This is a genomic window from Hymenobacter cyanobacteriorum, from assembly GCF_022631375.1.
GTDB classification, from domain to species: domain Bacteria; phylum Bacteroidota; class Bacteroidia; order Cytophagales; family Hymenobacteraceae; genus Hymenobacter; species Hymenobacter cyanobacteriorum.
The window spans coordinates 1,188,175-1,214,134 of the sequence record NZ_JALBGC010000001.1 but is presented as its reverse complement, the minus strand read 5'-3'; the positions used below and the strand labels follow the sequence as shown (position 1 = coordinate 1,214,134).

At 61.1% G+C, this 25,960-nt stretch carries 23 protein-coding genes; 13 read left to right on the top strand and 10 right to left on the bottom strand.

Annotated features, from left to right (window positions below; all coding sequences use genetic code 11):
* Positions 1-292: 292 nt before the first annotated feature.
* Positions 293-2,359, bottom strand: coding sequence for a S9 family peptidase (locus MON38_RS05110; protein WP_241935054.1), 2,067 nt, complete (start codon positions 2,357-2,359; stop codon positions 293-295).
* A 154-nt stretch (positions 2,360-2,513) separates the two neighbouring features.
* On the bottom strand, positions 2,514-2,702 hold the full coding sequence (locus MON38_RS05105; RefSeq protein WP_241935053.1) for a hypothetical protein: 189 nt from the start codon (positions 2,700-2,702) through the stop codon (positions 2,514-2,516).
* 131 nt (positions 2,703-2,833) lie between these two features.
* Between MON38_RS05105 and MON38_RS05100 the strand changes: the two genes are divergently transcribed.
* Positions 2,834-3,088 carry a hypothetical protein gene (locus tag MON38_RS05100; RefSeq protein ID WP_241935052.1) on the top strand — a complete coding sequence of 85 codons (255 nt, stop codon included), beginning with the start codon at positions 2,834-2,836 and terminating at the stop codon, positions 3,086-3,088.
* 79 nt (positions 3,089-3,167) lie between these two features.
* Here the strand turns inward: MON38_RS05100 and MON38_RS05095 are convergent, their stop codons facing one another.
* From MON38_RS05095 to MON38_RS05075, 5 genes are all read right to left on the bottom strand, one after another.
* Positions 3,168-3,971: a heme ABC transporter ATP-binding protein gene (locus MON38_RS05095; protein ID WP_241935051.1), complete on the bottom strand. Its 804-nt coding sequence runs from the start codon at positions 3,969-3,971 to the stop codon at positions 3,168-3,170.
* A 161-nt stretch (positions 3,972-4,132) separates the two neighbouring features.
* The gene (locus MON38_RS05090) at positions 4,133-5,188 is read right to left on the bottom strand and encodes a FecCD family ABC transporter permease (RefSeq protein WP_241935050.1); all 1,056 of its coding nucleotides are present in this window, start codon (positions 5,186-5,188) and stop codon (positions 4,133-4,135) included.
* Between the two features lie 138 nt (positions 5,189-5,326).
* Complete coding sequence (locus tag MON38_RS05085; protein WP_241935049.1) at positions 5,327-6,196, bottom strand: heme/hemin ABC transporter substrate-binding protein; 870 nt, start codon at positions 6,194-6,196, stop codon at positions 5,327-5,329.
* Between the two features lie 174 nt (positions 6,197-6,370).
* A complete protein-coding gene (locus tag MON38_RS05080; RefSeq protein WP_241935048.1) occupies positions 6,371-8,689 on the bottom strand; it encodes a TonB-dependent receptor in 2,319 nt (772 codons plus the stop codon).
* A gap of 212 nt (positions 8,690-8,901) precedes the next feature.
* Positions 8,902-9,447 carry a hypothetical protein gene (locus tag MON38_RS05075; RefSeq protein WP_241935047.1) on the bottom strand — a complete coding sequence of 182 codons (546 nt, stop codon included), beginning with the start codon at positions 9,445-9,447 and terminating at the stop codon, positions 8,902-8,904.
* 133 nt (positions 9,448-9,580) lie between these two features.
* On the opposite strand from MON38_RS05075, the gene MON38_RS05070 reads away from it, so the two are divergent.
* From MON38_RS05070 to MON38_RS05060, 3 genes are all read left to right on the top strand, one after another.
* Positions 9,581-10,306, top strand: a complete 726-nt coding sequence (locus tag MON38_RS05070; RefSeq protein WP_241935046.1) for a hypothetical protein — start codon at positions 9,581-9,583, stop codon at positions 10,304-10,306.
* A gap of 27 nt (positions 10,307-10,333) precedes the next feature.
* Entirely contained in the window at positions 10,334-11,086 is a 753-nt protein-coding gene (locus tag MON38_RS05065; RefSeq protein ID WP_241935045.1) for an SHOCT domain-containing protein, read from the top strand.
* Between the two features lie 121 nt (positions 11,087-11,207).
* Entirely contained in the window at positions 11,208-12,398 is a 1,191-nt protein-coding gene (locus MON38_RS05060; protein WP_241935044.1) for an SMP-30/gluconolactonase/LRE family protein, read from the top strand.
* A 77-nt stretch (positions 12,399-12,475) separates the two neighbouring features.
* On the opposite strand, the gene MON38_RS05055 is transcribed toward MON38_RS05060, so the two are convergent.
* Positions 12,476-13,018 carry an RlpA-like double-psi beta-barrel domain-containing protein gene (locus MON38_RS05055; RefSeq protein WP_241935043.1) on the bottom strand — a complete coding sequence of 181 codons (543 nt, stop codon included), beginning with the start codon at positions 13,016-13,018 and terminating at the stop codon, positions 12,476-12,478.
* Positions 13,019-13,443: 425 nt separating this feature from the next.
* Here MON38_RS05055 and MON38_RS05050 point away from each other — a divergent pair, with 425 nt between their 5' ends.
* From MON38_RS05050 to MON38_RS05015, 8 genes are all read left to right on the top strand, one after another.
* Positions 13,444-16,443, top strand: coding sequence for a 2-oxoglutarate dehydrogenase E1 component (locus tag MON38_RS05050; protein WP_241935042.1), 3,000 nt, complete (start codon positions 13,444-13,446; stop codon positions 16,441-16,443).
* A gap of 83 nt (positions 16,444-16,526) precedes the next feature.
* The gene (gene odhB / locus MON38_RS05045) at positions 16,527-18,215 is read left to right on the top strand and encodes a 2-oxoglutarate dehydrogenase complex dihydrolipoyllysine-residue succinyltransferase (RefSeq protein WP_241935041.1); all 1,689 of its coding nucleotides are present in this window, start codon (positions 16,527-16,529) and stop codon (positions 18,213-18,215) included.
* A 192-nt stretch (positions 18,216-18,407) separates the two neighbouring features.
* On the top strand, positions 18,408-19,115 hold the full coding sequence (locus MON38_RS05040) for a Crp/Fnr family transcriptional regulator (protein ID WP_241935040.1): 708 nt from the start codon (positions 18,408-18,410) through the stop codon (positions 19,113-19,115).
* Positions 19,116-19,713: 598 nt separating this feature from the next.
* A complete protein-coding gene (locus MON38_RS05035) occupies positions 19,714-20,088 on the top strand; it encodes a roadblock/LC7 domain-containing protein (protein ID WP_241935039.1) in 375 nt (124 codons plus the stop codon).
* A 60-nt stretch (positions 20,089-20,148) separates the two neighbouring features.
* Positions 20,149-20,616, top strand: coding sequence for a hypothetical protein (locus tag MON38_RS05030; protein ID WP_241935038.1), 468 nt, complete (start codon positions 20,149-20,151; stop codon positions 20,614-20,616).
* Between the two features lie 61 nt (positions 20,617-20,677).
* Positions 20,678-21,370 (top strand): carboxypeptidase-like regulatory domain-containing protein, encoded by a 693-nt coding sequence (locus tag MON38_RS05025; RefSeq protein ID WP_241935037.1) that lies wholly within the window; start codon positions 20,678-20,680, stop codon positions 21,368-21,370.
* A 119-nt stretch (positions 21,371-21,489) separates the two neighbouring features.
* Positions 21,490-21,870, top strand: coding sequence for a hypothetical protein (locus MON38_RS05020; RefSeq protein WP_241935036.1), 381 nt, complete (start codon positions 21,490-21,492; stop codon positions 21,868-21,870).
* 176 nt (positions 21,871-22,046) lie between these two features.
* Positions 22,047-22,568, top strand: a complete 522-nt coding sequence (locus MON38_RS05015) for a DUF4126 family protein (RefSeq protein ID WP_241935035.1) — start codon at positions 22,047-22,049, stop codon at positions 22,566-22,568.
* 97 nt (positions 22,569-22,665) lie between these two features.
* Here the strand turns inward: MON38_RS05015 and MON38_RS05010 are convergent, their stop codons facing one another.
* Positions 22,666-23,067 (bottom strand): group III truncated hemoglobin, encoded by a 402-nt coding sequence (locus tag MON38_RS05010; RefSeq protein WP_241935034.1) that lies wholly within the window; start codon positions 23,065-23,067, stop codon positions 22,666-22,668.
* A gap of 67 nt (positions 23,068-23,134) precedes the next feature.
* Positions 23,135-24,067: an EamA family transporter gene (locus MON38_RS05005; protein ID WP_241935033.1), complete on the bottom strand. Its 933-nt coding sequence runs from the start codon at positions 24,065-24,067 to the stop codon at positions 23,135-23,137.
* Between the two features lie 156 nt (positions 24,068-24,223).
* On the opposite strand from MON38_RS05005, the gene MON38_RS05000 reads away from it, so the two are divergent.
* Complete coding sequence (locus MON38_RS05000; protein WP_241935032.1) at positions 24,224-25,891, top strand: M1 family metallopeptidase; 1,668 nt, start codon at positions 24,224-24,226, stop codon at positions 25,889-25,891.
* The last annotated feature ends 69 nt before the right edge of the window (positions 25,892-25,960 follow it).

The window sequence follows — 25,960 nt, the reverse complement described above, 5'->3', positions numbered from 1 at the left end:
ATGTAAGGTACAGCTTTCCTAACGGGGAAACGCTCGCGGCGGACGCACTAGCGTCTAATTGATTCGGCTACCGGCAGGAGAGCAGGGTGTATAAGGCTTGGCAACAGGCCGTCATGCAGAGCGCAGCGAAGCATCTCGCGTGCTTTAAGTAAACTGTTTTTCTACGATTGAATACTGCTGCACGCGAGATGCTTCGCTGCGCTCTGCATGACGTTCTTATTGTTTTACTACAGCCGCATATAAAAAGCCCATCCGGACCGTCCAGATGGGCTTTTTGCAGTTGGTGGCCGGCTTATTTTGCCGCCTGTCCGTCCGGCTTCAGCGTGCGGCCCAGCCAGTCGAAAAATACCCGCTGCCACAGAATGGCGTTCTGCGGTTTCAACACCCAGTGGCCCTCGTTGGGCAAATACAGGAAGCGGCTCGGAATGCCGCGCAATTGGGCTGTGCCAAAAGCCTCCATCGCCTGGCCCTCGGGCACCCGGAAATCTTTGCCGCCGGTGATGACCAGAATGGGCGTGTCCCATTTGCCAACGAACTGCTGCGGGTTGAATTCCTGGTAGGATTTGTTGGGCGCAGCATCCCAGGGCGCGCCGCCCATGTCGTGCTTGGCGAAGAACATTTCCTCGGTGCTGGGGTACCAACTGGTGAGGTTGAAGAGGCCGTCATGGGCAATAAAGGTCTTGAAACGGCCTTCGTGGTGGCCGGCCAGGTAGTACACCGAGTAGCCGCCGTAGCTGGCGCCCACGCAGCCGCGCCGGTCCTTGTCCACGTAGGCTTCCTGGCTCACAGCATCAATTGCCGAGAGGTAATCCCGAATCGGCTGGCCGCCCCAGTCGCCCGAAATGGCGTCGTTCCATTCCCGCCCGAAGCCGGGCAGGCCGCGCCGGTTGGGCGCCACCACGATGTAGCCGTTGGCCGCCATCAGCTGAAAATTCCAGCGGTAGCTCTGGCTTTGGGTGATGGGCGACTGCGGCCCGCCCTGGCAGTAGAGCAGCGTGGGGTACTTCTTGGCGGGGTCGAAATCGGGTGGGTAAATCACGTACACCTGCATCTGCTTGCCGTCGGTGGTCGTCACGCGGCGGTCTTCTACCTTGCCCATTTTGATGCCGGCCAGCTCCTGTTGGTTGATGGTGGTGAGCGGGGTTTCCCGGCCGGTTTTCAGGTCGAGCCGCACAATGTCGGCGAAGGCCGACAGCGTGGTGCGGTTGGCCACGGCCTGGTCTTTCCCGACTAATTCAAAGGCATTGTAGTTCTGCGCGCCGTTGGTAATCTGGCGGATTTTACCGCCCTTGCTGGGAACCGCAAACAGCTGCTCGGCACCCGTGACGACGGACAGAAAATAGATAGTTTTGCCATCGGCGCTCCAGCGCACGTTGGCCGCGCTCAGCTCCGAGCCTTTGGTGATGTCGACGCGCTTTTTGCTGACGAAATCGTACACCACAATGCCGTTGCGGTCCGACTCGAAGCCGGGCGTGGCCATGCTCAGCCAGGCCACCTGCTTGCCGTCGGGCGAGAAGGCGGGCTCGGTGTCGTAGCCGCCCAGGCCCTCGCTTAGGTTCACGGTTTTCTGGTCGTGGATGTCGTAGAGGTAGATGTCGGAGTTGGTGCTTTCGGCCTCGGCCTTGCCCGTGAGCTTGCGGCTGGTGTAGGCGATGCGGTAGCCGTCGGGCGAGAAGGCCAGTTGCTCGCTGCCGCCATCCGGCATCAGCGGTGAGTCGAATTTCTCGCCGGGCATCAGGTCCTTGCCGTAGCCTTCGGGCTTGCCGTCGGCGTTCAGCGGCTGGAAAAACACGTGGCTGGCGAGGTGGTCGTCCCACACGTTCCAGTGGCGGTAGTTCAGGTCGTCGATGATTTTGGCATCGGCCTTGGGCAGGTCCGGAAACATATCGAGCGTGGTCGGGCTCGATTTCACGTCCTGCGTGTAGAGGATGAAATTGGCCTTCGGTGCGTATTTCAGGTTGCTCAGGCCTTGGTCGGGGAAGTCGCTCAGCTTGGCTTTGCCGCTGCCGTCGGCAGCCATTACGTACAGCTGGTCGGTGCCGCTTTCGCCCGAAATAAACGTGAGCTTGCCATCGGGCCGCCAGTTCAGGGTGTTTTCCGAGCCGGGCGTGTCGGTGAGCTTCTTCGGTGTGCCGCCGGCCACGGGCACGGTCCAGATGTCGGCGTTGCCCTTATTGTCGGCAATGCTGTATTTGGTGACGGTGTAGGCCACAGTTTTGCCGTCGGGCGACACCTGCATTTCGCCCAGGCGGCCCAGCTGCCAGAGCTTTTCGGGCGTAAGGCCCGATGATGGGGAAGGGGTTTGGGCGGCCACCACGAGTGGGAGCAAGGCCAGCGCGCCAAGAAAGAGCTTGTTCATGGGCGAAAATTACGCTTCACCCACCAACATTTCCCTAGTCATTCGCAAGGCCACACCTGAGGGGCGATACAAAAAAAGCCTCCCACAATCGTTTGCGGGAAGCTCTTTTTTGCGGGGTGACAGCCACTCGGGACGTTAGCAACGAACCAAGAAATTATTTATCGGCCTTCTTACGGCCCGAGCCGCCGGGGAGTTTTCCGCCGCCGTCATTTTTATTCACCGTGGCCCAGGCGCGGGCTTCGGCTTCCTCTTCCGGCACGCCTTTTTTCTCGTAGCTCTCCTCGATGTGTTCGGCCTGGCGCTTCTGTTTGTCGGTGTATTTCGACTTATCTCCCTGAGACATGGCAATAGGATTGAAGTGGAAAGAAACAGCCCGTGGTGGCGGACCACGCCGGTTTTTACGCAGGCGGCGGGGCCGGAGTTAGGTCGAGCTTAGTACCTTCGGGACCGGTTTCGGCCATTTTCCCATTCCCTATGCGCCACGTCGCCGACATTCCTCATCCCGCCGTCAAAATCACGCTCCTGGCCTGGAACGGCAAGTTTCTGCTGAAGCTGGAGCAGGGCAATCTCGAACAAACCTATAAGGTAGCCGAGCTCGACCTGCTCACCGGCTCCGATGCCGAGGTGCGCGAGCTGCTCGATGAGGAGTTTCTGGCCGCCGCCATTGCCCGCTTCCAAACCATGCGCGACGATTTGCAGGCCGCTTTCGACCGCCAGGAGCTGCGGTAGAGACGCATACTTGCGTCTCGTCGTTGGAGGATGCAAAAAGAAAATGAGGGGGCCAAACGGTGCGGACGACAAGACGCAATTATACGTTTCTACCCCCAGCCGGCCCAGCGTAGACCACCAGCGGCTGTCCGGTGAGCGGATTAAGAATTACCCGCAAATCAACTTCGAACACCTCGCCCAGCAACTCATCCGTCAGCGCGGCCGGCTGCTCGAGGATGCGGTGAATGCGCCCGTTTTTCAGCAGCACCAGCCGGTCGGCGTAGGCCAGGGCCAGGTTAATATCGTGCAGAATGGTGACGACCACGGCCTGCTCGCGGGCCAGCTGCCGCGCCACTTGCAGCAGCTGGTGCTGGTACTGAATATCGAGGCTGGCCACGGGCTCATCGAGCAGCAGCACGCGGCTGCCGGCCGCCGGCGGCTCCCAGATTTGGGCCAGCACGCGCGCCATTTGCACCTTTTGGGCCTCGCCGCCGCTGAGCGTGCCGTAGTCGCGGCCGGCAAAGCTGGTCAGGCCCAGCGTGGCCAGCGCCTGTTGGGCAATGCGCTGGTCGTGGGCCGGGGTGCTGCGGCCGTGGTGCGGGTAGCGGCCCATCAGCACCACGTCCTCCACCGTCATTGGGAAAGCCAGGTGGATTTCCTGCGACAGCACGGCCCGCGCCCGCGCCAGCGTGCCGCGGTCGAGGCGGTGCAGGTCGTGCCCATCGAGCTGCACCTGGCCCGTGGTGGGGGCGTATAGGCCGGCCAGCAGGCGCAGCAGCGTGGTTTTGCCCGCGCCGTTGGGCCCGAGCAGCACCGTTACCTCGCCCGGCCGGCAAGCCAGCGTGGCCTCGTGAAGCAGCGTTTTGCCCTGAACGCCGAAGGAAGCATGGTCGAGGCTAAGCACGGTTTGGGGAATGAGTTATTGGAGATAAAGAAGCAGAACGTCCAACGTCGAACGCCAATCTAGCGTCCGCGCAGTCGAAGCATCTCTACTGCAGCAGTAATTGATTACTTGCGCGGTAGAGATGCTTCGACTGCGCTCAGCATGACCGTTCAATAATGTCGCTAGCCGAGGCCCGCAATGCGGTGTTTCGACAGCAGCCACAGGAAAACAGGCGCGCCCACCACCGCCGTGAGCACGCCAATGGGCAGTTCGGCCGGCGCAATAATGGTGCGCGCTACGGTATCGGATATCACCAGCAGTACCGCTCCCAGCAGCCCCGAGCCCAGCAGCAGCGTGCGGTTGTCCGTCAGGCGCAACAGGCGTAGCAGGTGCGGCACCACCAGCCCCACAAACCCGATAACGCCCACCGTAGCCGTTGCCACCGCCACCAGCAGCGTGTTCAGCAGCAGCACCCGGTTTTGCAGCCGGCGCACGTCGATGCCCAGGTATTCAGCCTCATTTTCGCCCAGCTGCAGGGCGTTGAGGGCGTTGGCGTAGCGCAGGGCCACCAGCCCACCCACAGCGGTAACGGTGCCCACGAGGTACAGCGAGGGCCAGTCGGCGCTCGAAAAGCTGCCCAGGCTCCAGAAGGTGATGGAGCGGGCCTGCGGGTCGCGGGCAATGTAGGAGAGGAAGCCGGTGCCGCCGGCCGCCAGCGCGTTCACGGCAATGCCGGCCAGCAGCATCGACGTTACCGGCACGCGCCCCCGTCCGGCCGTGGCCGACAGCCGGTACACCAGCCCCGTGGCCGCCAGCGCGCCCACAAACGCCGCCGCCGGCAGCACCAGCGCCCCGAGTATCGGCACGTTGGCCCAGCTCAGCGAGTTGCCCAGCACGAATATCACGGCCGCGCCCAGCGCCGCGCCGGCCGAAGTGCCAATGAGGCCCGGCTCCACAATGGGGTTGCGGAAGAGGGCCTGCATCAGCGTGCCCGACATGGCCAGCGCCGCGCCCACGGCCGCGCACAGCAGCACCCGCGGCAGCCGAATCTGGAAGAATACGGCCCGGTGCAGCTCGGCGGTAGGGTCGATGGAGCCGGTGCTTCTACTCAGAAAACCGCCGATTTCCGCAAACGTGAGGGCCACCGCGCCCAGCCGCGCCGAGAGCACCAGCGCCACAAGCAGGGCCACGGCCAGGATGCTGAAATAGAGGCGGACGCGGCGGGGAGAGGGTTTCACTATGATGCGTGAGGATAAAAGATTAGAACGTCATGCTGAGCTTGCCGAAGCATCTCTACCGCAGTAGTAGATAATTGATTGCGCGGTAGAGATGCTTCGGCAAGCTCAGCATGACGCGCCTTATTCATCGTCTTTCAACTACTTCTTCTGATGAATCAGCTCCTGCAGCCGCAGCACGTTCTGGCCGGTGCGCGGGCCGAGGTACACCATGTCGTGCTCCTCGACGCGGTAGATGCGGTTGTTTTTGGCGGCGGGCGTGAGGGCCACGCCGGGCAACTGCTTGAATTTCTCCAGGCCGCCCTGCCGGTCGTAGCCGAAATCGGTGGCCAGAATCACGTCGGGCTGGGCTTCGGCAATCAGCTCGGGGCTGATGGGCTTCATGCCCTCGCTGGCGTTCAGCGAGTTCACGCCGCCGGCCCAGGCCACCATCTGGGTGCCCGTGCTTTTCTGGCCCATCGCCAGGTAAATGTTCTTCTGCAGGCCGTAGTGGATGATAACCACCTTCGGATGCTCGGGATATTGCTTGGCTTTGTCGGCGGCCAGCTGCATGTCGGCCGTCAGCTGGCGGGCCAGCGAGTCGGCCCGGGGCCGCTTGCCAAACAGGTCGCCGAGCTGCTGCAGCAGCTGGCAGGTTTCGGGAATGGTTTTGCTGGGCGCGAATTCCTTAACCGGGATGCCCACGCCGCGCACCTGCGTCATTACCGCTTCCGGGGCTATGTTACCATCGGAGAACACCACAGTCGGCTTCAGCGAAATAATGCCCTCAGCATTCAGCAGGCGGTGGTAGCCCACGGTGGGCAGGTTTTTGGCGGCAGCCGGATAGGTGCTCGACAAATCGACGCCGACGAGCTTATCGCCCGCGCCCAGCGCGAAAATCATTTCCGTCAGCTGCTTCGACACGGAAACGATGCGCTCGGCCCCGGGCGGGGTGCGGGCGGTTTCTTCGTTTTTGAAGCGGTTGCAAGCTACTGCGGCCAGCAGGAGAGTAGCGTAAAGGAGTTTTTTCATGAGATGGAATGGGAGGCATGGCATGGGAAAAGGACCGGAAAACGGCTGTCATGCAGAGCGTAGCGAAGCATCTTTACCGCGCAACTAAATATTGGCGCTTGAATTACTATTGAGGTAAAGATGCTTCGCTGCGCTCTGCATGACGAACTGCTGCATGACGTTCCAGAAACCTACCTAAAAGGTGTAATTCAGATTCGCGCCGGCGTACCAGTTGCGGGGCATGCCGGGGTTGTAGAAAGTGGGCTTGCCCGCGGGCGTGGCCTGGTTCAGGGCCACGGAGGCCACGTAGCGCACGTCGGCCATGTTGTCGAGGCCGGCGTACACGTCGTAGCCCAGGTGACCAAACAGCTTGTTGCGCACGCCGATTTTGCTGTTGAGCAGCCAGTAGGCCGCCGCGTAGCGGGCGTTGTTGTCGGTCATCGGGGTGCGGTCGGTGTACTGGGCCGTCAGGTTGAGGTAGGCGCCGAACCGGGTATCCACATCGAGCCCGCCCGTGAACAGGTTTTTGAACGAGCCCGTCACTTGCTTGCCAGCGAAGTCCCCCAAAATGCCCTTGTAATCCTTGAATTCGGCATCGGTGTACGAATAGCGTACAAACGGCCGGAGCTGCCGCAGCTGGCCGGCGGCCTCCGCCCGCACGAGGTTGCCCGATAAAGCCAATTCCAACCCTTTATACTCCGATGCCCCCGAGTTTACGTAATAGGTAACCCCGCCGCTGGTTTGCGCCACGAGGCCGTTTTTCACCCGCATGTAGAACAGTGTCAGGTCGTAGTCGATGAGGTTGCGTAGCGCCCGACCCCGCGAGCCCAGTTCGAAATTGTCGTTGGTTTCGGGCTTCAAGTCGGGATTAACGGGGCCGGTTGGGAGCGAAAGCTGGCTGCTGATGGGCGGCGAAAACCCCGTGCTGTACTGCGCGAACACTGAAACCAGGTTGCTGAATGAGTGCAGCACCGCCACGCGTGGCGTGTAGGTGGGTTTAAATTGCCGGTAGCCGGTCAGGCTCTGCGCTGGATTATTTCTGACGAGCAGGTCCTGAATGTCGTAGGTTACCACGTTGTAGCTCACGCCGGCCGTTACGGTCGTGTGCGCAGTTACGTTAGCTTCGGCCTGCGCAAACACGTTGGTTTGGGTCGACCTCACTTCCTGGTCCACGTTGGGAGCACCAGTTTCATTGCCCACGGTTTTCGAGAAGGTGTAGCGCTTATTCACGTCCTGGTTGGCCAGGTATTCGGTGCCCACGGCAAAGTGGGTGGCGATGCTGCCCAGCGTAGGCGAGTAGGTGAACAAGCTGCGCACGCCGCGCTTGCCGCGCTGGGTGTGGGTGTAACCGGGCTCCGCTGGGCTCAGCGAGTAGGAGTTGGATGTAAACAGCGTCGTCGTATTGGCGAAGTTGTTGGCGAAGCGGTAGGTGTGCGTGAGCCCCAGGCGAGTGATTTCGGCGTCCACGCCGATGTCGCGGTTTGTGTAGGCCGGGGCCGTTTTGGTGTAGCTGGTGAAGAAATCGGTGCTGTCCAGCTCGCCCGCGAAGTTGTCGTGCACGTTGGTGTAGGTGCCCAGGATGCTCACTGTCTGCTTGTCGCTCACGTAAAAGTCGCCAGCCACGGTCACGTAGTCCTTGCGGGTGTTGCTGTGCGCGTCGCGGAAGCCGCGGCTTTCCTGGTGGCCGTAGTTCACCAGCAGGTTCACCTTGTCGGTGCCCACACCGATGCCGGTATTGGTCCGGAACAGGCCGTATTCGCCCACCGTGGTGCCCAGCTGAATGCTGGTGCCCGGCGCCGCCTTGCGCGTCTGGAACGACACCACGCCGCCCAGCGTAGCCCCGTAAATCGTCGAGGCCGGCCCTTTAATCACCTCAATACGGCCTAGCGTGGTGTAGTCCAAATCATCGAGCGAAGTCGTGCCATCGGCTTCCGACAGCGGAATCCCATTCTGGTACAGCTTGATGCCGCGGATGCCAAAACGCCCATACGTGCCGCCAATGCCCCGAATCACGAGGTTCGACTGTGAGGCCACGCTGCGCACGTTCATGCGCACGCCGGGCACTTGGTTCAAGGTGTTTTGCAGGAAAATCGTGTTGTTGCGCCGCAATTCCGGCTCCGTCACGATGCTGAGCGCGGCGGGCGTTTCGAGCAGCTTACGCTCGGTGCCCGTGCCGTAGCCAATCACCTGCACTTCGCTCAGGCCGGTGTTGGAGGGCTCCAGGGTAATATTCAGCGGCGTGCCGGCGGCTTTCAGGGCCACTTCCTGCGGGCGGTAGCCCAGCAGCTGCACGCGCACGGCGCGGAATTCGGTGGGCGCGCTCAGCGAGAAACGGCCCTCGGCATCGGTAGCGACGGAAGTGGTTTGACCGGGTACAATAACCACGGCCCCCACCAAGGGCTGGCGGCTCTGCTGGTCGAGCACGGTGCCAGTGGCGGTGAATTGCGCCCAGGCGGGCACGCTCAGCAAGACGATTGCCGCCAGCAGCAGCAACCGGGTATAGAAAAATTTCATATCCAGAAAAAAACGGTTAGAACGCCCTGGCCGCCGGCCGTTTCGCATCGAAACAGTTGGTGGTGGGCATCAGCATTAATAAAAGGGGAGAGAAGCGCGTGCGGAAAGCACTCGCCCAAGGCAGCATCCGCTGGACGCATTGTTCCACGGGTGCCCATGCCGGAATAATAACGGCATAGCTAATGCCCGAAAATAGTCAATCAGTCAGTCGGTTAGGCGACTGTCACTTGCCGTGGTGGCGCGAAGGGTGCGCTGAGCGGGCGCGAACACGGCACAGCTGTGTACTCAGGGTAAAGCCGTTGGGCCCTCGTGAGCGCACGAGTGCTTGCCGGCGTTTCCGCGGCGGGCAACAGGTATAGTTTGGCCAGGTAATCCAGCACTTTCTGAGCCGACTTGCGGGTGCCGGCATCGGGCTGCGCAAACTCGCGCACGTGCTCGGCCAGGCTGGCCAGCAGGTGCTCTTCGCCGCGGTCGGGCCAACAGAAGTAAATGGTAGAATCGGGGCGGGCGTGCTGCCGCACCACGTCGAACAAGTGGCCCCGGTATGAAAACTCCCCGGCCTCGTGCCACACCAAATCGGTTGCTTCCGCGTGTTGCGCCACCGCCACGCGCACCAGCGCCCGGTCAGGCAGGGCCGCCCGTCGCCGGGCCTCGGCCACGCGCCGAAACTCGTGCTGCCGCCACAGCGCAACCGGGTACACCCCCACCAGATTGTAGAGGAACACGGCCAACAACGCAAAAACGGAAAGCTGCTTCAAGAAGAAATATTTGGGCCGTTAAAAATACAGCATAAATGGCGGCCTCGCACCAAAGCCCAGCCGCCAGCCGCCGAAATTGGCCGTTTCGGGCCGTACTTTTGGCCGGTTGATGGTCTTCTTGAAACCCGTTGTGATGTCTAAACTTTATCTGCTGTGCCTGCTGCTGGGTACGCTGCTGGCCCGCCCGGCCGCCGCCCAGCTCTACGACGTGCGCCCCGGCGACGTGAGCTATAATAAAAACCCGCGCCCGGCCTTCAAGGTGCAGGTCGATGGCACGGCCACCGACGTGCGCGACTTTTTCCAGAGCTGGATGAAGAGCAGCTACAACGTCAAATTCAAAAGCGGCGGCGTGCTGGGCTTCATGAAAAGCGACGTGCTGACGGCCCGCCAGACGCCCGCCAGCAGCATTTCGGGCAAGCTTGTCGACCTCTACGCCACCATCACGGCGCCGTCCGACTCGGTGGCTGAAGTATCGGTATTCGGTGGGTTCGACGATAACACGTTCTTCTCGCCCGACAAAACCAAAACCGAGTACGAGGCCTTGCGCACCATGGTGCAGAGCTACGCCGGGGCTGCCCGCCTGAATGCCTACCGCGCCATGGTGGCCGAGGGCGAGAAGAAAGTGAAAGCCTCCGAAAAGGAAAAGGAGCGCCTCGAAAAGGAGCGCCTGAGCCTGCAAAGCAACACCACGGCCAACCTCAAGCGCATTGAGGAACTGAAGAAGAAAAACGCCGAAAACCTCACGCAGTCGCGCGCCGACTCGGTCACGCTCATCGGCACCAACACGGTGCTGGAGCAGAACCGCCTGCGCCTGCAGCGCCGCCGCGACCGCCTCACCGCCCTCGACCGCAAAAACTAGCCCCGCGCCCGGCCGTATTGCCTCTTAATGGAAAACTCCTCGTCGCCCCTCGATACCCTGCGCCAGCTCAAGGAAATGCTCGACTCCGGGGCCCTCACGCCCACCGAGTTTGAGGCCCTGAAGCAGCGTCTGGTATTCACGTCTGCCGCGCCCGAACCGGCTGCCCCGAACACGCTGCCCACCGCAATTACTGCCCCGCCCGCGGCCCCGGCTCCACTGGCCAGCAACGCGCCGGTCCCGCCGCTGCCTGTTGAAACGCCACCTTTTGCTAATCTTCACTCAGCCAATGTGCCCGCTGTTTCGCCGGAAGCCAAAGCGGATGAGTGGGTCTTTGAACCCGCGCCCGAACCGGCCTTGACGCCTGAAGCGCCGGCGGCTTTTCCTGACCGCTCCGGCTACCCCGAGCCTGGCCCATTCTTCGACGATAGTACTCCCGATGTTGCCGGCCCGCCCGCCGAGCGTAATTCTTCGCTGGGCCTGGTGCTGGCCATCGGGGCCGTGCTGGTGTTTCTGGCGGTAGTGGCTTACCTGGGCTTCACGCGTCCCGCCTCCGAGCACATTTCCAGTACCAGCCAAACGGCCGCCGACTCAGTAGCCACCCCCATCGAAACCGGCCCGCAGGTGGCTCCACTGTCCACTACCACCGCCGCACCCGAAACCGTACGCGTCGCGCCCACCAATCCGGCTCCCGTCATTCAGCCCCGCGCAGCGGCTCCTGTAGCCGACTCGGTAGCCCCGGCCGTCAAATCACCGGTTGCTGATTCTGCTGGCAATCAATAGCCCGCCGCCAATAATGGCCGTGCTTGTCGGCTTATGGGCTAACGCCCAGCTGTTTCGGCCGTATGCAATACCCCCGCCTCGCTAGGCGGGGGTATTTTTTTGCTCTTTCTCCCCATACACCATGCTTTCTTCTCGTCCTTTTGCCGCTGGCAGCGCCGTGCTGCTGGCTACTACTGGCCTGCTGTTGGGCAGCTGCTCGTCGCCGGCCAGCAACGCTGATACCGCTGCCCCGCCCGCCGCGGCCGATTCTACGGCTACTGCCGCCAACCCCACTGCCCCGGCCAACTCGCCTCTGCAAGTGGTGGCCGAATTTACCGACCCGCAGATGGTGGGCGTGGCCGTGGAGCCGGGCGGCAAAATCTTCGCCTGCTTCCCGCGCTGGGACTACAACCCCGCGTACCCCATTGCCGAAGTCGGCCCCAACAACACCCTCAAGCCCTATCCCAATGCCGGCTGGTGCATGTGGAACGACTCGGTAAAATCGGAGCCCCTCAAGCACTGGATTTGCCCCCAGACTGTGCAAACCGACAAGCAGGGCATGCTCTGGATTCTGGACCCCGCCGCGCCCGGCCTCAAGTTCACCGTGCCCGGCGGCCCCAAGTTGGTAAAAACAGACCCCAAAACCGGCCAGGTCCTGCTCACCATTCCCTTCTCCGAAGCCGTGGCCCCGCGCAAGTCCTACCTCAACGACGTGCGCATCGACCTGCAGAACAACTACGCCTACATGACCGAATCGGGCATGGGCGCGCTGGTGGTTACCGATTTGAAAACGCTGAAATCGCGCCGCCTGCTGGCTTCGCATCCGTCGATGAAGGCCGAGAAAGGCCTGGTAGTGAAAGCCGCTGGCCACCCGATGCTCGATTTGCAGGGCAAGCCTGCGCAGTTCAACGTCGATGGCATTGCCCTGAGCACCGACAATAGCTACCTGTATTACTGCCCGCTCACTGGCCACAAGCTCTACCGTATCAAAACCGCCGCCCTGCGCGATGCCGCCCTCACCGACGCACAGCTGGCTCAGCAGGTCGAAACCGTGGGCGAAATTCCGGCCACCGACGGCCTCGAAATCGACGCGGCCAACAACGTTTACCTCACCTCCTTCGAAAACAGCGCCCTTATGCGCCGCACGCCCGCCGGCAAAATCGAAACCTTGGTGCAGGACGACCGCCTGCAGTGGCCTGATACCTACAGCCTCACCGCCGACGGCACGCTCTACGTCGCCACGTCTGCCATCCACAAAACGCCCACCTGGAACAAAGGCGTGGGCCAGCCCCGTGCCCCGTTCCGCATCTTCAAAATGGCGCTGCCGAAATAACGGGCGCATTTTGACCAACGAAAAAGCCCCGCGCTGCCTGAAGCAGCGCGGGGCTTTTTATATTGATAGTGAATAGTTTATCGGCTGGCGAAGGCGGGCCGCTCTTCTACCTTCTGAATCTTGACCCCCTTCTGAAAAATATCGAACTTCTCGCTCACGTGCGTCAGCACGTCCATGCAATGGCGGTGGCGGCGGTTCATGGTATCGTGGATGGTGTAAATGCCATCGAGCTCGGGCGAGATGCCGCGCACGCGCACCTTATCGCCGAAGTTAAACTTACCGCCCCAGGGCTTTAGCAAATCGCGCGACAGAGCCATCCAGCGCTTTTTGCTCCCATAGTGCGGTTTGATGCGGGAATTGTCGGCCGTCACAAACGGCTCGCTGTCGGTTTGGCCCGGTACGGCCTGGTAAGCAGTGGCCGTTACGGTGTAGGTCGGGCTGCGCACTACCAGCTTATTGACACGAGCTAAGCGGCGGCTTTTGAGGCGGGTAGTGCCTGCCGGGGCAAAAAATCGGGTGATGCTGGTGCTGGCCCGGGCCGCTGGTGCGGTGTGAAATAAGGGCGCGGCCAAGGCGGCGGCAGCCAGGACGATATCTATAAGTAGTCGTGCATTATTCATTAAAATAAGGTTCGTTCGTGCGCCATTGAGCCCGGCGTTATGGGTACTGCCCGGCCGTTTCAGGCTGGGCAGAAAGGTCTTAACGAATAACTATCCACATTAGTTTTAACTAAATAAATTATCCAATTGAAAACGCGCTTGCTAGGCCGTTTAGCTATAACATAGGCAAAAGTTTATATTGTGTCACTCCCTACGATGCAATTGTTCTGATAGGGTAAGGCCAACGGATTTGCTGCCGGCCCGTAACATCATGGCTAAGCAAACGGGCTATTTTCGATAACTTGACGCAGCAAGCAAAGCACACAGCAATAGATTTGGACATTCATGAAATTGACTGTCAGATTTATTCGTGTACCCGGGTGTAGGTTTTTGCCTGATTGTTAGGCGTAATACCTTTACGCCACCTTACTTAAGCTGAATTCCCAATGGACGCCTATTCCTATATCGCCAACGCCGACGCGGCGGCCATCGAAACCTTGTACCAAGCCTACCAGCAGAACCCGGAATCGGTAGATTTCGGCTGGCGCAAGTTTTTCGAAGGTTTCGATTTCTCGCAGCAGTTCCCCGAAGGCGCTTCGGTATTGCCCGGTGCGGCTCCGGCTGCCAATGGCACACCTGCTGCTAACGGCACTGCCGCTGCGCCCAAAGCTGCTCCGGCTGCTCCGCAGGCCGATGATTACGGCGTACTCAATACGTTGGCCTCGACCAACAATGCTCCCGAAGGCTTGAGCAGCGGCGAAGTTTCCTCCGATAAGGAAACGGGCGTGCGCAACCTCATCCACGCCTTCCGCAGCCGCGGCCACCTGCGCGCCAAAACCAACCCGGTGCGCGAGCGCAAAGACCGCAAGCCCCGCCTCGACCTCGCCGATTTTGGCCTGAGCGAAGCCGATTTGGATACAGTGTTTAAGAACGGGGAAGTGCTGGGCCTTGGCGGCCAGGCCAAGCTGCGCGACATTGTGGCGGCGCTGGAGAAGATTTATACCGGCGCCATCGGCTTCGAGTACATGTACATCCGCGACCCGCAGGTGCTCGATTGGTTCCGCGCCAAAGTGGAGCGCGACTCGTTGGCCTTCAACCCCGGCGTGGAGTACAAGAAGCGCATTCTCAAGAAGCTGAACGAAGCCGTCGTGTTCGAGAACTTCCTGCACACCAAATTCTTGGGGCAGAAGCGGTTCTCGCTCGAAGGGGGCGAAACGACCATTCCGGCCCTCGATGCCATCATTGGCAAAGGCGCGGAGCTGGGTGTAAAGGAAGTGATGATTGGCATGGCTCACCGCGGCCGTCTCAACGTGCTGGCCAACATCATGGGCAAAACGTACGAGCAGATTTTCTCGGAGTTTGAAGGCACTGCCGTGCCCGACCTGACCATGGGCGACGGCGACGTGAAGTACCACATGGGCTACTCGTCGGAAGTGGAAGCCAGCGGCGGCCAGAAGGTGAACCTGAAGCTGGCCCCCAACCCCTCGCACCTTGAGGCCGTGAACCCGGTGGTGGAAGGCTTCGTGCGGGCCAAAATCGAGCACCAGTACGGCGGCGACTACCACCAGATTCTACCCATCCTCATCCACGGCGATGCAGCACTGGCCGGCCAGGGCATTGGCTATGAGGTGACGCAGATGTCACAGCTCGAAGGCTATAAAACGGGCGGCACCATCCACTTCGTGATTAACAATCAGGTTGGTTTTACGACTGATTTTGAAGACGCGCGCTCGTCGATTTACTCGACTGATTTGGCTAAAATCATCGATGCGCCGGTGGTGCACGTGAACGGCGACGACCCCGAGGCCGTGGTATTTGCCGTGCAGCTGGCCACCGAATACCGCCAGCAGTTCCACGCCGACATCTTTATTGATATGGTGTGCTACCGCCGCCACGGCCACAACGAGTCGGACGAGCCCAAGTTCACCCAGCCCACGCTCTACAACCTCATCTCGAAGCACCAGAACCCGCGCGAAGTGTACAACGCCATGCTGGTGCAGCGCGGCGACGTAGATGCCGAACTGGCCAACCAGATGGACAAGGAGTTCCGCGATACCCTGCAGGCCCGCCTCGACATGGTGAAGCAGAAGCCGCTGCCTTATAAGTATCAGGCCCTCGAAAACGAGTGGCGCAGCCTGCGCCGCAGTACGGCCGAGGATTTTGAGCAGTCGCCCGAAACCGGTATTCCGGCTGAAGTGGTGGACAAGGTGGCCAAGGCCCTGACTACGATTCCCGACGGTTTCAAGCCCATCAAGCAGATTGATAACCTGCTGAAGGAGCGCCGCAACATGTTCTTCGAGAACTACGGCACCTGGTCGCGCATGCCCGAGGGCTGGATGCGCGACTACACCAAGAAATACGACGGTACCCGCGTGCTGAACTGGGCCGCCGGCGAGTTGCTAGCCTACGGCTCGCTCCTTACCGAGCAGCACATTGTGCGCGTGAGCGGCCAGGACGTGCAGCGTGGCACCTTTTCGCACCGCCATGCGGTGCTGCACGATGCCGAAACGTCGGCCCCGTACAACTCGCTCAACTTCATGGAGGGCAACAATGAGAAGCTGAGCATCTACAACTCGCTGCTGAGCGAGTACGCGGTGCTGGGCTTTGAATTTGGCTACGCCATGGCCAACCCCACGGCGCTGGTGGTGTGGGAAGCCCAGTTCGGCGACTTCGCCAACGGTGCCCAGACCATGATTGACCAGTTCATCGTGTCGTCGGAAAGCAAGTGGCAGCGCATGAACGGCGTGGTGCTGCAGCTGCCCCACGGCTACGAAGGCCAGGGCCCCGAGCACTCCAACGCCCGTCCCGAGCGATTCCTGCAGCTGGCCGCCGAGAACAACATCATCGTGGCCAACATCACCACGCCGGCCAACTTCTTCCACGCCCTGCGCCGCCAACTCACGTGGAGCTTCCGCAAGCCGCTGGTGGTGATGTCGCCGAAATCGATGCTGCGCCACCCGCTGTGCATTTCGCCCATCGAGGAGTTCACCGGCGGCCGTTTCCGTGAGGTTCTCGGCGATGATTTCGCCGAAGCCAAGAAGGTGAAGCGTGTGCTGCTGTGCTCGGGTAAGGTGTACTACGACCTGCTCGACGAGCAGCGCAACTCCAACCGCACCGATGTGGCCATCGTGCGCCTCGAGCAGCTGCACCCCTTCCCCAAAAAGCAGCTTGACGCCGAGCTGGCCAAGTACGGCAAAGCCAAAATCTATTGGGTGCAGGAAGAGCCCGAAAACATGGGCTACTGGAACTACCTGCTGCGCTTTATGCGCCGCGAGCTGGAGGACGTGGTGGCCCGCAAGCCCTCAGCCTCGCCGGCTACCGGCTACAACAAAATCCATGTGAAGGAACAGAAGGAACTGGTCGCCCGCGCCTTCGACAAGCCCAAGGAAGCCGTGGCCGACGATAACATCAAAGCCACTGCCGAAGCCGCCAAGAAGCAGGATTAAGAACTGCAGTAAGCTGCTTGCCACCTCTGGCTTCCTATTCTCATTCATTTTCAGAAAGACACCCTTTTCCGCCACCCTAGTTTATGGCCCTCGAAATCAAAATTCCCGCCGTTGGCGAATCCATCACCGAAGTCACCATTGCCAAGTGGCTCAAGCAAGACGGCGACGCCGTGAAACGCGACGAGGTTATCGCCGAACTCGAATCGGACAAAGCCACTTTTGAGCTGCCCGCCGAAGCCGACGGCGTGCTGAAAATCCGTGTGGCCGAGGGCGAAACCATTGGCATCGGCACCGTGATTGCCGACCTGGATGGTGCTGCCGCTGGTGCCGCGCCAGCGCCCGCCGCGGCTCCCGCCGCCAGCGCCCCAGCCGCCGCACCCGCAGCCGCCCCGGCTGCCGACCCCATCGCCAAGGGTGAAGAAAACCCCGCCGCCAGCGACCAAGCTGGCTACGGCGGCAAGCCCGAAGGTGGGGCTGCCCCAGCCGATGCCGCTCCGGCCACCATGCCCGCCGCTGGCGGTGGTTCGGTCGAAATGAAAATTCCTGCCGTGGGCGAATCCATCACGGAAGTGACGGTAGCCAAGTGGCTGAAAGAAGACGGCGCGCAAGTGAGCCGCGACGAGGTAATTGCCGAACTCGAATCGGACAAGGCCACCTTCGAGCTGCCCGCCGAAGCCGCCGGTACCCTGCGCCACGCCGTGAAGGAAGGCGAAACCATCAGCATCGGCGCCGTGATTGCGCGCATCGAGGGCGGTAGCGGCGCGGCTGCTCCGGCTCCGGCGGCAGCGGCTCCGGCCGCTGCTGCGCCGGTAGCGGCAATGGCTACCGCTCCCGCTGCTGGGGGTGCGGCTACCTACGCTACGGGTGTGCCTTCGCCGGCCGCCGGCAAGATTCTCGATGAAAAAGGTGTGGCCGCTGCCGACGTAGCCGGCACCGGCCGCGATGGCCGCATCACCAAGGAGGACGCGCAAAACGCGCAGGCTAAGCCGGCCGCGCCCGCACCGGTAGCGGCTCCGGCCGCTGCTGCTCCGGTGGCTTCGGCCCCGGCTGCTGCGCCCGCTGCGGGTGGCAGCCGCGAGGTGCGCCGCGAGCGCATGAGCAACCTGCGCAAAACGGTGGCCCGCCGCCTCGTAACGGTGAAGAACGAGACGGCCATGCTCACCACCTTCAACGAGGTGAACATGCAGCCCATTATGGACCTGCGCAACAAGTTCAAAGACAAGTTCAAGGAGAAGAATGGCGTGGGCCTGGGCTTCATGTCCTTCTTCACCAAAGCCGTGTGCATTGCCCTGAAAGAGTGGCCCGCCGTGAACGCGCAGATTGACGGCACCGACATCGTGTATTCGGATTTTGCCGACATCAGCATTGCCGTATCGGCCCCGAAAGGGCTGGTGGTGCCCGTCATTCGCAACGCCGAGCAGCTCAGCTTCGAGGGCATCGAGAAGGAAGTGGTGCGGCTGGCCGGCCTGGCCCGCGACAACAAGCTCACCATCGAGCAGATGAGCGGCGGCACGTTCACCATCACCAACGGCGGCGTGTTTGGCTCCATGCTCAGCACTCCGATTATTAATGCGCCGCAGTCGGCTATTCTGGGCATGCACAACATCATTCAGCGGCCCATCGCTGAGAACGGGCAGGTGGTGATTCGGCCCATGATGTACCTGGCCCTGAGCTACGACCACCGCATCATCGACGGCCGCGAATCGGTGTCGTTCCTGGTGCGGGTGAAGGAGCTGCTGGAAGACCCAACGCGGATGATGTTCGGCGTATAGTCAAAGCCGGTTTAGAATATTTCAAAGACCTGTTCTCTTATTGGGAACAGGTCTTTTCCGTTTTTGGGACTGTTTCCAAGATATAAAACGGGTTTGGAGTGTATTTTGTGCAAAAACAAGCCAATACAGTAATTGAATTATTATTAGAACCTGTACCTTTGTTCTCTTTCTACAAGAGTTGCTTTATCGATTATGGGAAAATTCATTACGCCGAATTGCCAGGAATGCCCAAATCGCAAGGGCCCCCTGATGGGCTGCTGCCAGTTGGAGGAACTGGACCTTATTTCGAGCAGCAAAGTGTCGCAGAGCTACCAGAAAGGGCAGCGCATTTTTCAGGAAGGCAGCCCGGTGCTGGGGCTGCACTGCGTGAACCAGGGCAAAATAAAGGTGACCAAAGCGAGCGGCGACGGCAAGGAGCAAATTACCCAACTGGCCAAGGGCGGCGACGTGCTCGGCTTCCAGGCGGTGCTGACCGAAACGCGGTACACCACCTCGGCCGTGGCGATGGATGACTGCGTGGTGTGCTTCATCCCGCGCTCCGACTTTTTCCGGGTGTGGCAGTCCAACACCCAATTTTCGGCCTCGCTGATGCAGATAATGGCCAAAGCCCTGGGCGCGGCCGAAGTGCAGATGCTGCACCTGGCCTACAAGCCCGTGCGCGAGCGGCTGGCGGGCGCGTTGCTGCTGCTGGCCCAAACGTTTCGGCGGGATGACGACGTGGAGCCCTTCAGCATCTCGATTGCGCGCGATGACCTGGCCTCGCTGGTGGGTACTGCCAAGGAAACGGCCATCCGGCTTTTGTCCGAGTTCAAGGAGGCTGGGCTGATTGCCGCCCGGGGCAGCGAAATCACTATCCTGAACCTACGCGAGTTAAGCCAAATAGCCTCGCGCTACGATTAGCGCACCAGCGCCGCAACTTTATTAAGGCCCCAGTGGAGCACAGTTGTGCTGCGCTGGGGCTTTCTGTTTTTTACAAGCATTTATCGGAATATTAAAATTTAAAATAAAATTAGTTTAGTTATATTAATTGCAAAGTGTATTGATGCGAAATTGACTTAAATCATAACGAAAAATGACCTAAGTCATTTTTATGAGGGCCGGATGAGTGGGAGCTTTGTGATAATAAAAACACGCAATTATTATTACGTAACTGCTGAATAAAACGGATTTAGAGTCGGAGACATTTTTTATCTGAATTACGGTTTAATCGATTTACAGCAAAGAAACAGTGGCCCTGCTGCTGCGCGAAAGCCCGACTGACATAAATGGGGCGGTAACTAAAAAATTATATTTCATAGGCCAGTTGAAATTTCTGTTTTCAACGGTTGATGCGCCTTTCAATCTCTGTTGGCAAATACAGTTTTAACTCGTGGTCAGGCGTTCACTGGCGAAGAATCCACCCCGGAAACCGCAATTTTTTAAGCAGCCGTTACCTAATTCGGTCAGCTCATTCTCAAGCATTTCAACTCAACCCATTTTCCTAATCCACCCAATTCTTATGGCTTACTCCACCAATTCGCCCGCCGGCAAAGTAGTACAAGATGTGTTGAACGACCTGCCAGGCCTGCTGGCTGTGGCCGTGGTCGACATTAACTCGGGCATGGCCCTGGCCTCGCACTCGAACTCGCCGAGCCTGAACCCCGAAACCGCCGCTGCTTACAACACCGAAGTGGTGAAGCAGAAGCAGAAGGCCATGTCGGCCCTCAAGCTCACCGGCGAAAACATCGAGGACATCCTCATCACGCTGTCCAACCAGCTGCACCTCATTAAGTTGGCCGGTACCAAGTTTATCTACCTGGCCGTGAATTCGCGCGACACCAACCTGGCCATTGCCCGCGAGGTGCTGCGCAGCTCCGCCGAGCAACTCAACTAATTCTGCCTGAAGGCCGGCGCGGGCCCGCGCCAATTGGCGTAACCGCGCCCGCTGCGCCCTATGAAAATACCCTTTCTCAAGCAGCTGCAGCGCTTGACGGGGCCCACCGCCCAGGAAGTGGAGCTGGCCGCCCCCGGCCCGGCCCGCGAACCCATCGAGCGCGCCATGCGGCACCTGCTGGCCGAGCTGCCCGACCTGCTGATGGCCGCCGTGGTAGAGGTGAGCACCGGCAAACCGCTGGCTACCTACACCGCCGAGCGCAGCCTGCGCCCGGCGGCCGTGGCCGGCTTCAACGCCGAGGCGGTGCGGCAGGTGCAGGCCTCGCTGCGGGCCATGGGCGCCACGGCCGAGCGGCTCGACGAAATGCTGTTTACGCTACCCTCGCAGCTGCATTTGTTGCATCTGGCCCCGAGCGGGCGGGTGTTTGTGTACCTCGCCGTGGAAAGCCGCGATACCAACCTGGGCATTGCCCGCGCCGTGATGCGCGGGGCCATTGCGCTGGTGGAGCCGGCGGCCACAACGGAGTAGTTAGGCCCGTGGCTGGCCGGTGAAGCCACAATATTTCTTTCACCTTTTTTCCTTAACCCACATGAAGCTTACCGCTACTCCCTTCGACCCGCAGACCGGCGAATTGCTGCCGGTGTACCGCGACGCCTACCTGCGCGGCGACCTCGCCCGGTCGTCGGCCCGCGCCGTGGAAGACTACCTGCGCAAGGATGCCACCCAGGCCCACAGCACCGTGACGCGCTGGCACGAAATGGCCACCCAGGAGGCCGAAGCCGCTGCGCCCACTACCTGGGTGCAGAAGCAGCTGCTGTTCATCCGGGAGCAGCCGCAGCGTTTCCGCCGCCGGGCTTTCTCGATGGTGGGCATGGCCGCACTGGTGGCCGGCGTATCAATGGCGGGCACGCGCCTGCCGTCGCACAATGCGGTGGTGCCGCCCGTATCGGCCGGCGAGCTGCTGAAGCTGGAGACGGCCAGCGCCGCCGCCGCCGAAGCCAGCGTGACGCGCATGGTGACGGTGAGCGGCCGCATTCTGAACGAAAAAGGCCAGCCGCTGGTGGGCGCTACCGTGTTGCGCAAAGGCACGCACTTTGGCGCCAGCACCGATGCCAACGGCAACTATGCCCTGCGCGTGCCCGCCGCTGAGGCCGCCACGGCCACCCTGCAATACGGCTACGCCGGCTATAACGACCGCGAAGTAGCCGCCAGCGAAGCTGCCCAAACCGGCGTGAGCCTGCAGCCCCGCGCCGAGAAGCGCAAGCACTGGCTGTTTTTCTAAATCGTTGTTTTTTAGTTGCCTAGTCGTGTTAATCCTCCGTGAAAGCAAGGACCTACCGGAAGCACGTTGCCAATAAGCTCAAAGAATCTTCTTTATCCCTTTCCCCTCCCTCCGCCACTATGGCCTATTCTAAAAACAGTCCGGCTGGTAAAGCCGTCGATGCCATCATCACCGATTTGCCCAGCCTGGTGGCTGTGGCCGTAGTCGACATCAATTCGGGCATGGCGCTGGCTTCGCACTCGAACTCGCCGAGCCTGAACCCCGAAACGGCCGCCGCCTACAACACCGAAGTGGTGAAGCAGAAGCAGAAAGCCATGGCGGCCCTGAAACTGACGGGAGAAAAGATTGAGGACATTCTCATCACGCTCAGCAACCAGTCGCACCTGCTCAAGCTGAACTCGGCCGGCAACAAATTTATCTACCTGGTAGTGAACTCGCGCGAAACCAACCTGGCCATTGCCCGCGAGGTGCTGCGCACGCACGTGGAGGAAATTAACTAGCCTCGATAACGGTTTTATTACCGCATAAAAAAGGCCCGCTCGGTGTTGAGCGGGCCTTTTTTTGCGCTTTTCCCGTCCATATCTGGTCGTGGTGAGGAGTTGCCGTCAGCGGGTGGGGGACGCGTGTTCAACCCTGCCGCCGGAGCTGCGTTAAGCCGACTTCACTTCCGAATTTTATGAAACGAGCTAAATCCAAACCCCAGCCCCGCCCGGCCAAGTTCTGGCCCACCATCGGCTTTTCGGCCCTCGCCGGCATGCGCAGCATGAGCGCGCCGGCTTTTCTGAGCCACTACCTCAGCAATAATCCGTCGTGGCTGCTGCTCAACTCGCCGCTGCGGGCGCTGCAAAAGCCGCTGGTGGCGCGGGGCTTCAAGCTGGCCGCTGCCGGCGAGATGGTGATGGATAAGCTGCCCGGCACCCCCGACCGCATTGCGCCGCCGGTGCTGCTGGGCCGGCTGCTGGCGGGCGCGCTGGTGGGGGCCACGGTGTACAAGTCGCGGGAAGGCAGCAGTGCCGCCGGCGCGGTGGTGGGCGGCCTGGGGGCCGTGGCGGCCACGTTCATCAGCTACGCGCTGCGCATGGGCATCAGCAAGCAGGCCAGCTGGCCGGTGGCGGCCGTGGGCGTGGGCGAAGATGCGCTGGTGCTGGGCAGCGGCGCGGCGCTGCTGCGGGCGCAGCCGGGTCAGCGGGGCCGGTAGTTCAGCTTCGGTTAAAACAAAAACGCCCCCGGACGGCTCGTTGGATGACGGCCGGCCCGGGGGCGTTGGTGTTGGGTGGGAATCGGGAAATCGGGGATTAATCGACGGGCAGGGGGTGGTAGTGGGGCATGCCTTCGACCAGCGCGGCGGCCACCTGACGGGCCACCGATTTGGCGCGGCCGGCGCAGCGGCCGGCAAACTGCTCTTCCACAGCGGCATCGAACAGCTGCACCCAGCGGTTGTGATGCGACGTAGAGCGCGGCAGGGCTAGGTGCGCGGGCACCGGCCGGGGCGCGGAGGTGGGCCGCGCCGACAGCAGTTCCGTCGACCAGAACTCGTAGAAGCTGGTGAGGTGGCGGGGCCAATGCACGTGCGCCGCTGCCCGGAAGGCCGGAGCCAGCAGCTCGTCGTGGTTGGCTTTGTGGTAGAAGGCATCTACCAGGGCCTGCACATCGCGCGCAGACTGAATATCGGGCAGGGGAGTAGTGATGTCGGACATGGCAATATGGTGGGAGTAGGAACCTAAGGTACGCCCATACGCAATGTCCGAGCAAACGGTTGCACAATTATTTTGGTGCAATTTTTTTACCGCCCAGTACCACCAGGCCCACGGCCAGTACAATGAGGGCCGCACCGCCCAGCATTTGCGGGTTCAGCACTTCGCCGGCAAAGGCCCAGCCCAGCAGCACGGCCACCACGGGGTTCACGAAGGCGTAGGTGCCGGCCAGGGCGGGCTCGACGGCCCGCAGCAGCCAGATGTAGGCCGAGAAGGCCACGATGGACCCGAACGTGACCAGATAGGCAAACGCCAGCCACGATTTGGTCGTCACCTGCGCCAACGTGAAGCCGTCGGCCTCGCCGCGCACCAGGCCCACCACCAGCATGGCTGCGCCGCCGCACAACATCTGCATGCCGCCCGAGGTGAAGGGCGACTGCGCCGGCTGGTGGTTTTTAGCATAGAGCGAGCCGATGGACCACACCAGCGAGGCCAGCAACACCACGCCAATGCCCAGGCCCTGGTGGCCCGGCACTTTCACGGGCGTGGCCGTGGGGTGGGCCGCCAGCAGGTACATGCCCGCCATGCCCGCGCCCAGGCCCAGCGACACCCACTTGGTGGGCCGCGGCGAAATGCCGCTCAGCCACCCCAGCACCGCCAGAAACATGGGCACCGTGGCCACCAGCAGCGCCGTGATGCCGCTGGGCAAATACATGACTCCCAGCGTGGTGCCGCCATTGCCGAAACCCAGTAGGCACACGCCGATAAAGGCCCCGTAGGCCCAGCCGCGCCGCGTGGGCGCCGGCTCACCCCGCCAGCGCATGAAGCCGTAGAGCAGCCCGCCGGCCAGCCCGTAGCGCGTGCCGGCCATGAGCAGCGGCGGCATGCTGGCCACGGCGAACTTCATCACCAGATAAGTAGAGCCCCAGATGAGGTAGACGAGGGCAAAGGCGGTAAGGAGGGCCGCTTTTGAGGGCGCGGCGGTAGCAGTAGAATCGGGCATGGTATGGCGTAAGGCCGCCGTAAAAGTACGGCTGGGTGCTAGCGCGAACTTTGTCGTTCGCGTTTCTGCGCAGCAATTGCTGGCGGTGCGTGAGATACGAGCTGCAAAGTTCGCGCTACGAACCGGCCTTGTGGATTGGTGTTGTTGCTTTGCAGAATGAAAAGGAAAACCCTGCTACCAACGCTGTTGCTACTGGCGAGCTTCGGGCCGGCCGCGGCCCAGCTGCTCCAGCCCAAACCGGCTGCCTACACCCGTGCCGATTCGCTGCGCGGCAGCCTCACTACGCCGCTGCGCACCTGCTACGACCTGAACTACTACCACCTTGATGTGAAGCTGGACCCGGCCAAGCGGTTCATCAGCGGCTCCAACCTGTTTCGCTTCACTGCCACCCAGGATTTTACGCGGCTGCAGTTCGACCTCTTTGCCAATTTGCAGGTTGATAAGGTGCTGTACAAGGGGAAAGACGTGCCTTTCACCCGCGAGGCCAATGCGGTGTTTGTCACCTTCCCGAAGCCCATTGCCAAAGGCAGCCGCGACGAGTTCACGGTCCAGTATTCCGGTAACCCCACAGTGGCCAAAAAAGCGCCCTGGGACGGCGGTATGGTCTTCACCCAGGATGCTGCCGGCAAGCCCTGGGTGGCCACCGCCTGCCAGGGCACGGGCGCCAGCATCTGGTGGCCCACCAAAGACCAGCAGGCCGACGAAGTGGACAGCATGCTCATTAGTATCAGCGTACCCAACGGCCTGAAAGACGTTTCGAATGGCCGCCTGCGCAAAACCACCAAGCTTAAGGATGGCTACACGCGCTTCGACTGGGCCGTGCGCAATCCCATCAACAACTACGACGTGGCCCTGAACGTGGGCGACTACCAGCATTTTTCGGACTCGTACCAAGGCGAAAAAGGTCCTTTGACGCTTGACTACTGGGTGCTGCCCGAAAACGTGGCGAAGGCCAAAACGCAGTTTGCCGCCAACGTGAAGCCCATGCTGAAATCGATGGAAGCATGGTTTGGCCCTTACCCGTGGTACCAGGACGGCTACAAATTGGTGGATGCCCCGCACCTCGGCATGGAGCACCAGAGCGCCGTGGCCTATGGCAACAAGTACCAGAACGGCTACCTCGGCCGCGACCGCAGCAACACCGGCTGGGGCACCAAGTGGGACTTCATCATCATCCACGAAAGCGGGCACGAGTGGTTCGGTAACAACATCACCACCAAGGATATTGCCGACATGTGGGTGCACGAAAGCTTCACCACCTACTCCGAAGCCTTGTTCGTGGAAACCCAGTTTGGCAAGCCGGCTGGTCAGGAATACATCCACGGCCAGCGCCGCAACATTTCGAACGATGAACCCATCATCGGTCCCTACGGCGTAAACAAGGAAGGCTCGGGCGACATGTACGACAAGGGCAGCGCCATGCTCAATACCCTGCGCACCGTGCTGAACGACGACGCCAAGTGGCGGCAGCTGCTGCGCGGCCTCTCGGCCAAGTTCTACCACCAGACCGTGACCGGCCAGCAGGTTATCGACTATTTCAACCAGGAAAGCGGCCGCGACTTCACCAAAGTATTCGACCAGTACCTGCGCCACGCCAGCCTGCCCATCCTGGAAATCCGCTTCGAGGACGGCAAAACCCTGGCCCGCTGGGTGAGCGAAGTAGAGAAGTTCGACATGCCGGTGCGCGTGCGGCTGAAGGGTGGCGAGTACCAGTTTATCAAGCCCACCGCCCGTTGGGCAGAGATAAAAGAGCTGGCTGGTGCCAACAAGGAAACGCTGGAGGTGGATACGTTCAACTTCTACATCGGCGTGCTGGTTGATTAGGGCAGAACCAACAATAAGCACGTCACGCTAAGCGCCGCCGAAGCATCTCTACCGTGCAACCAATTCCAA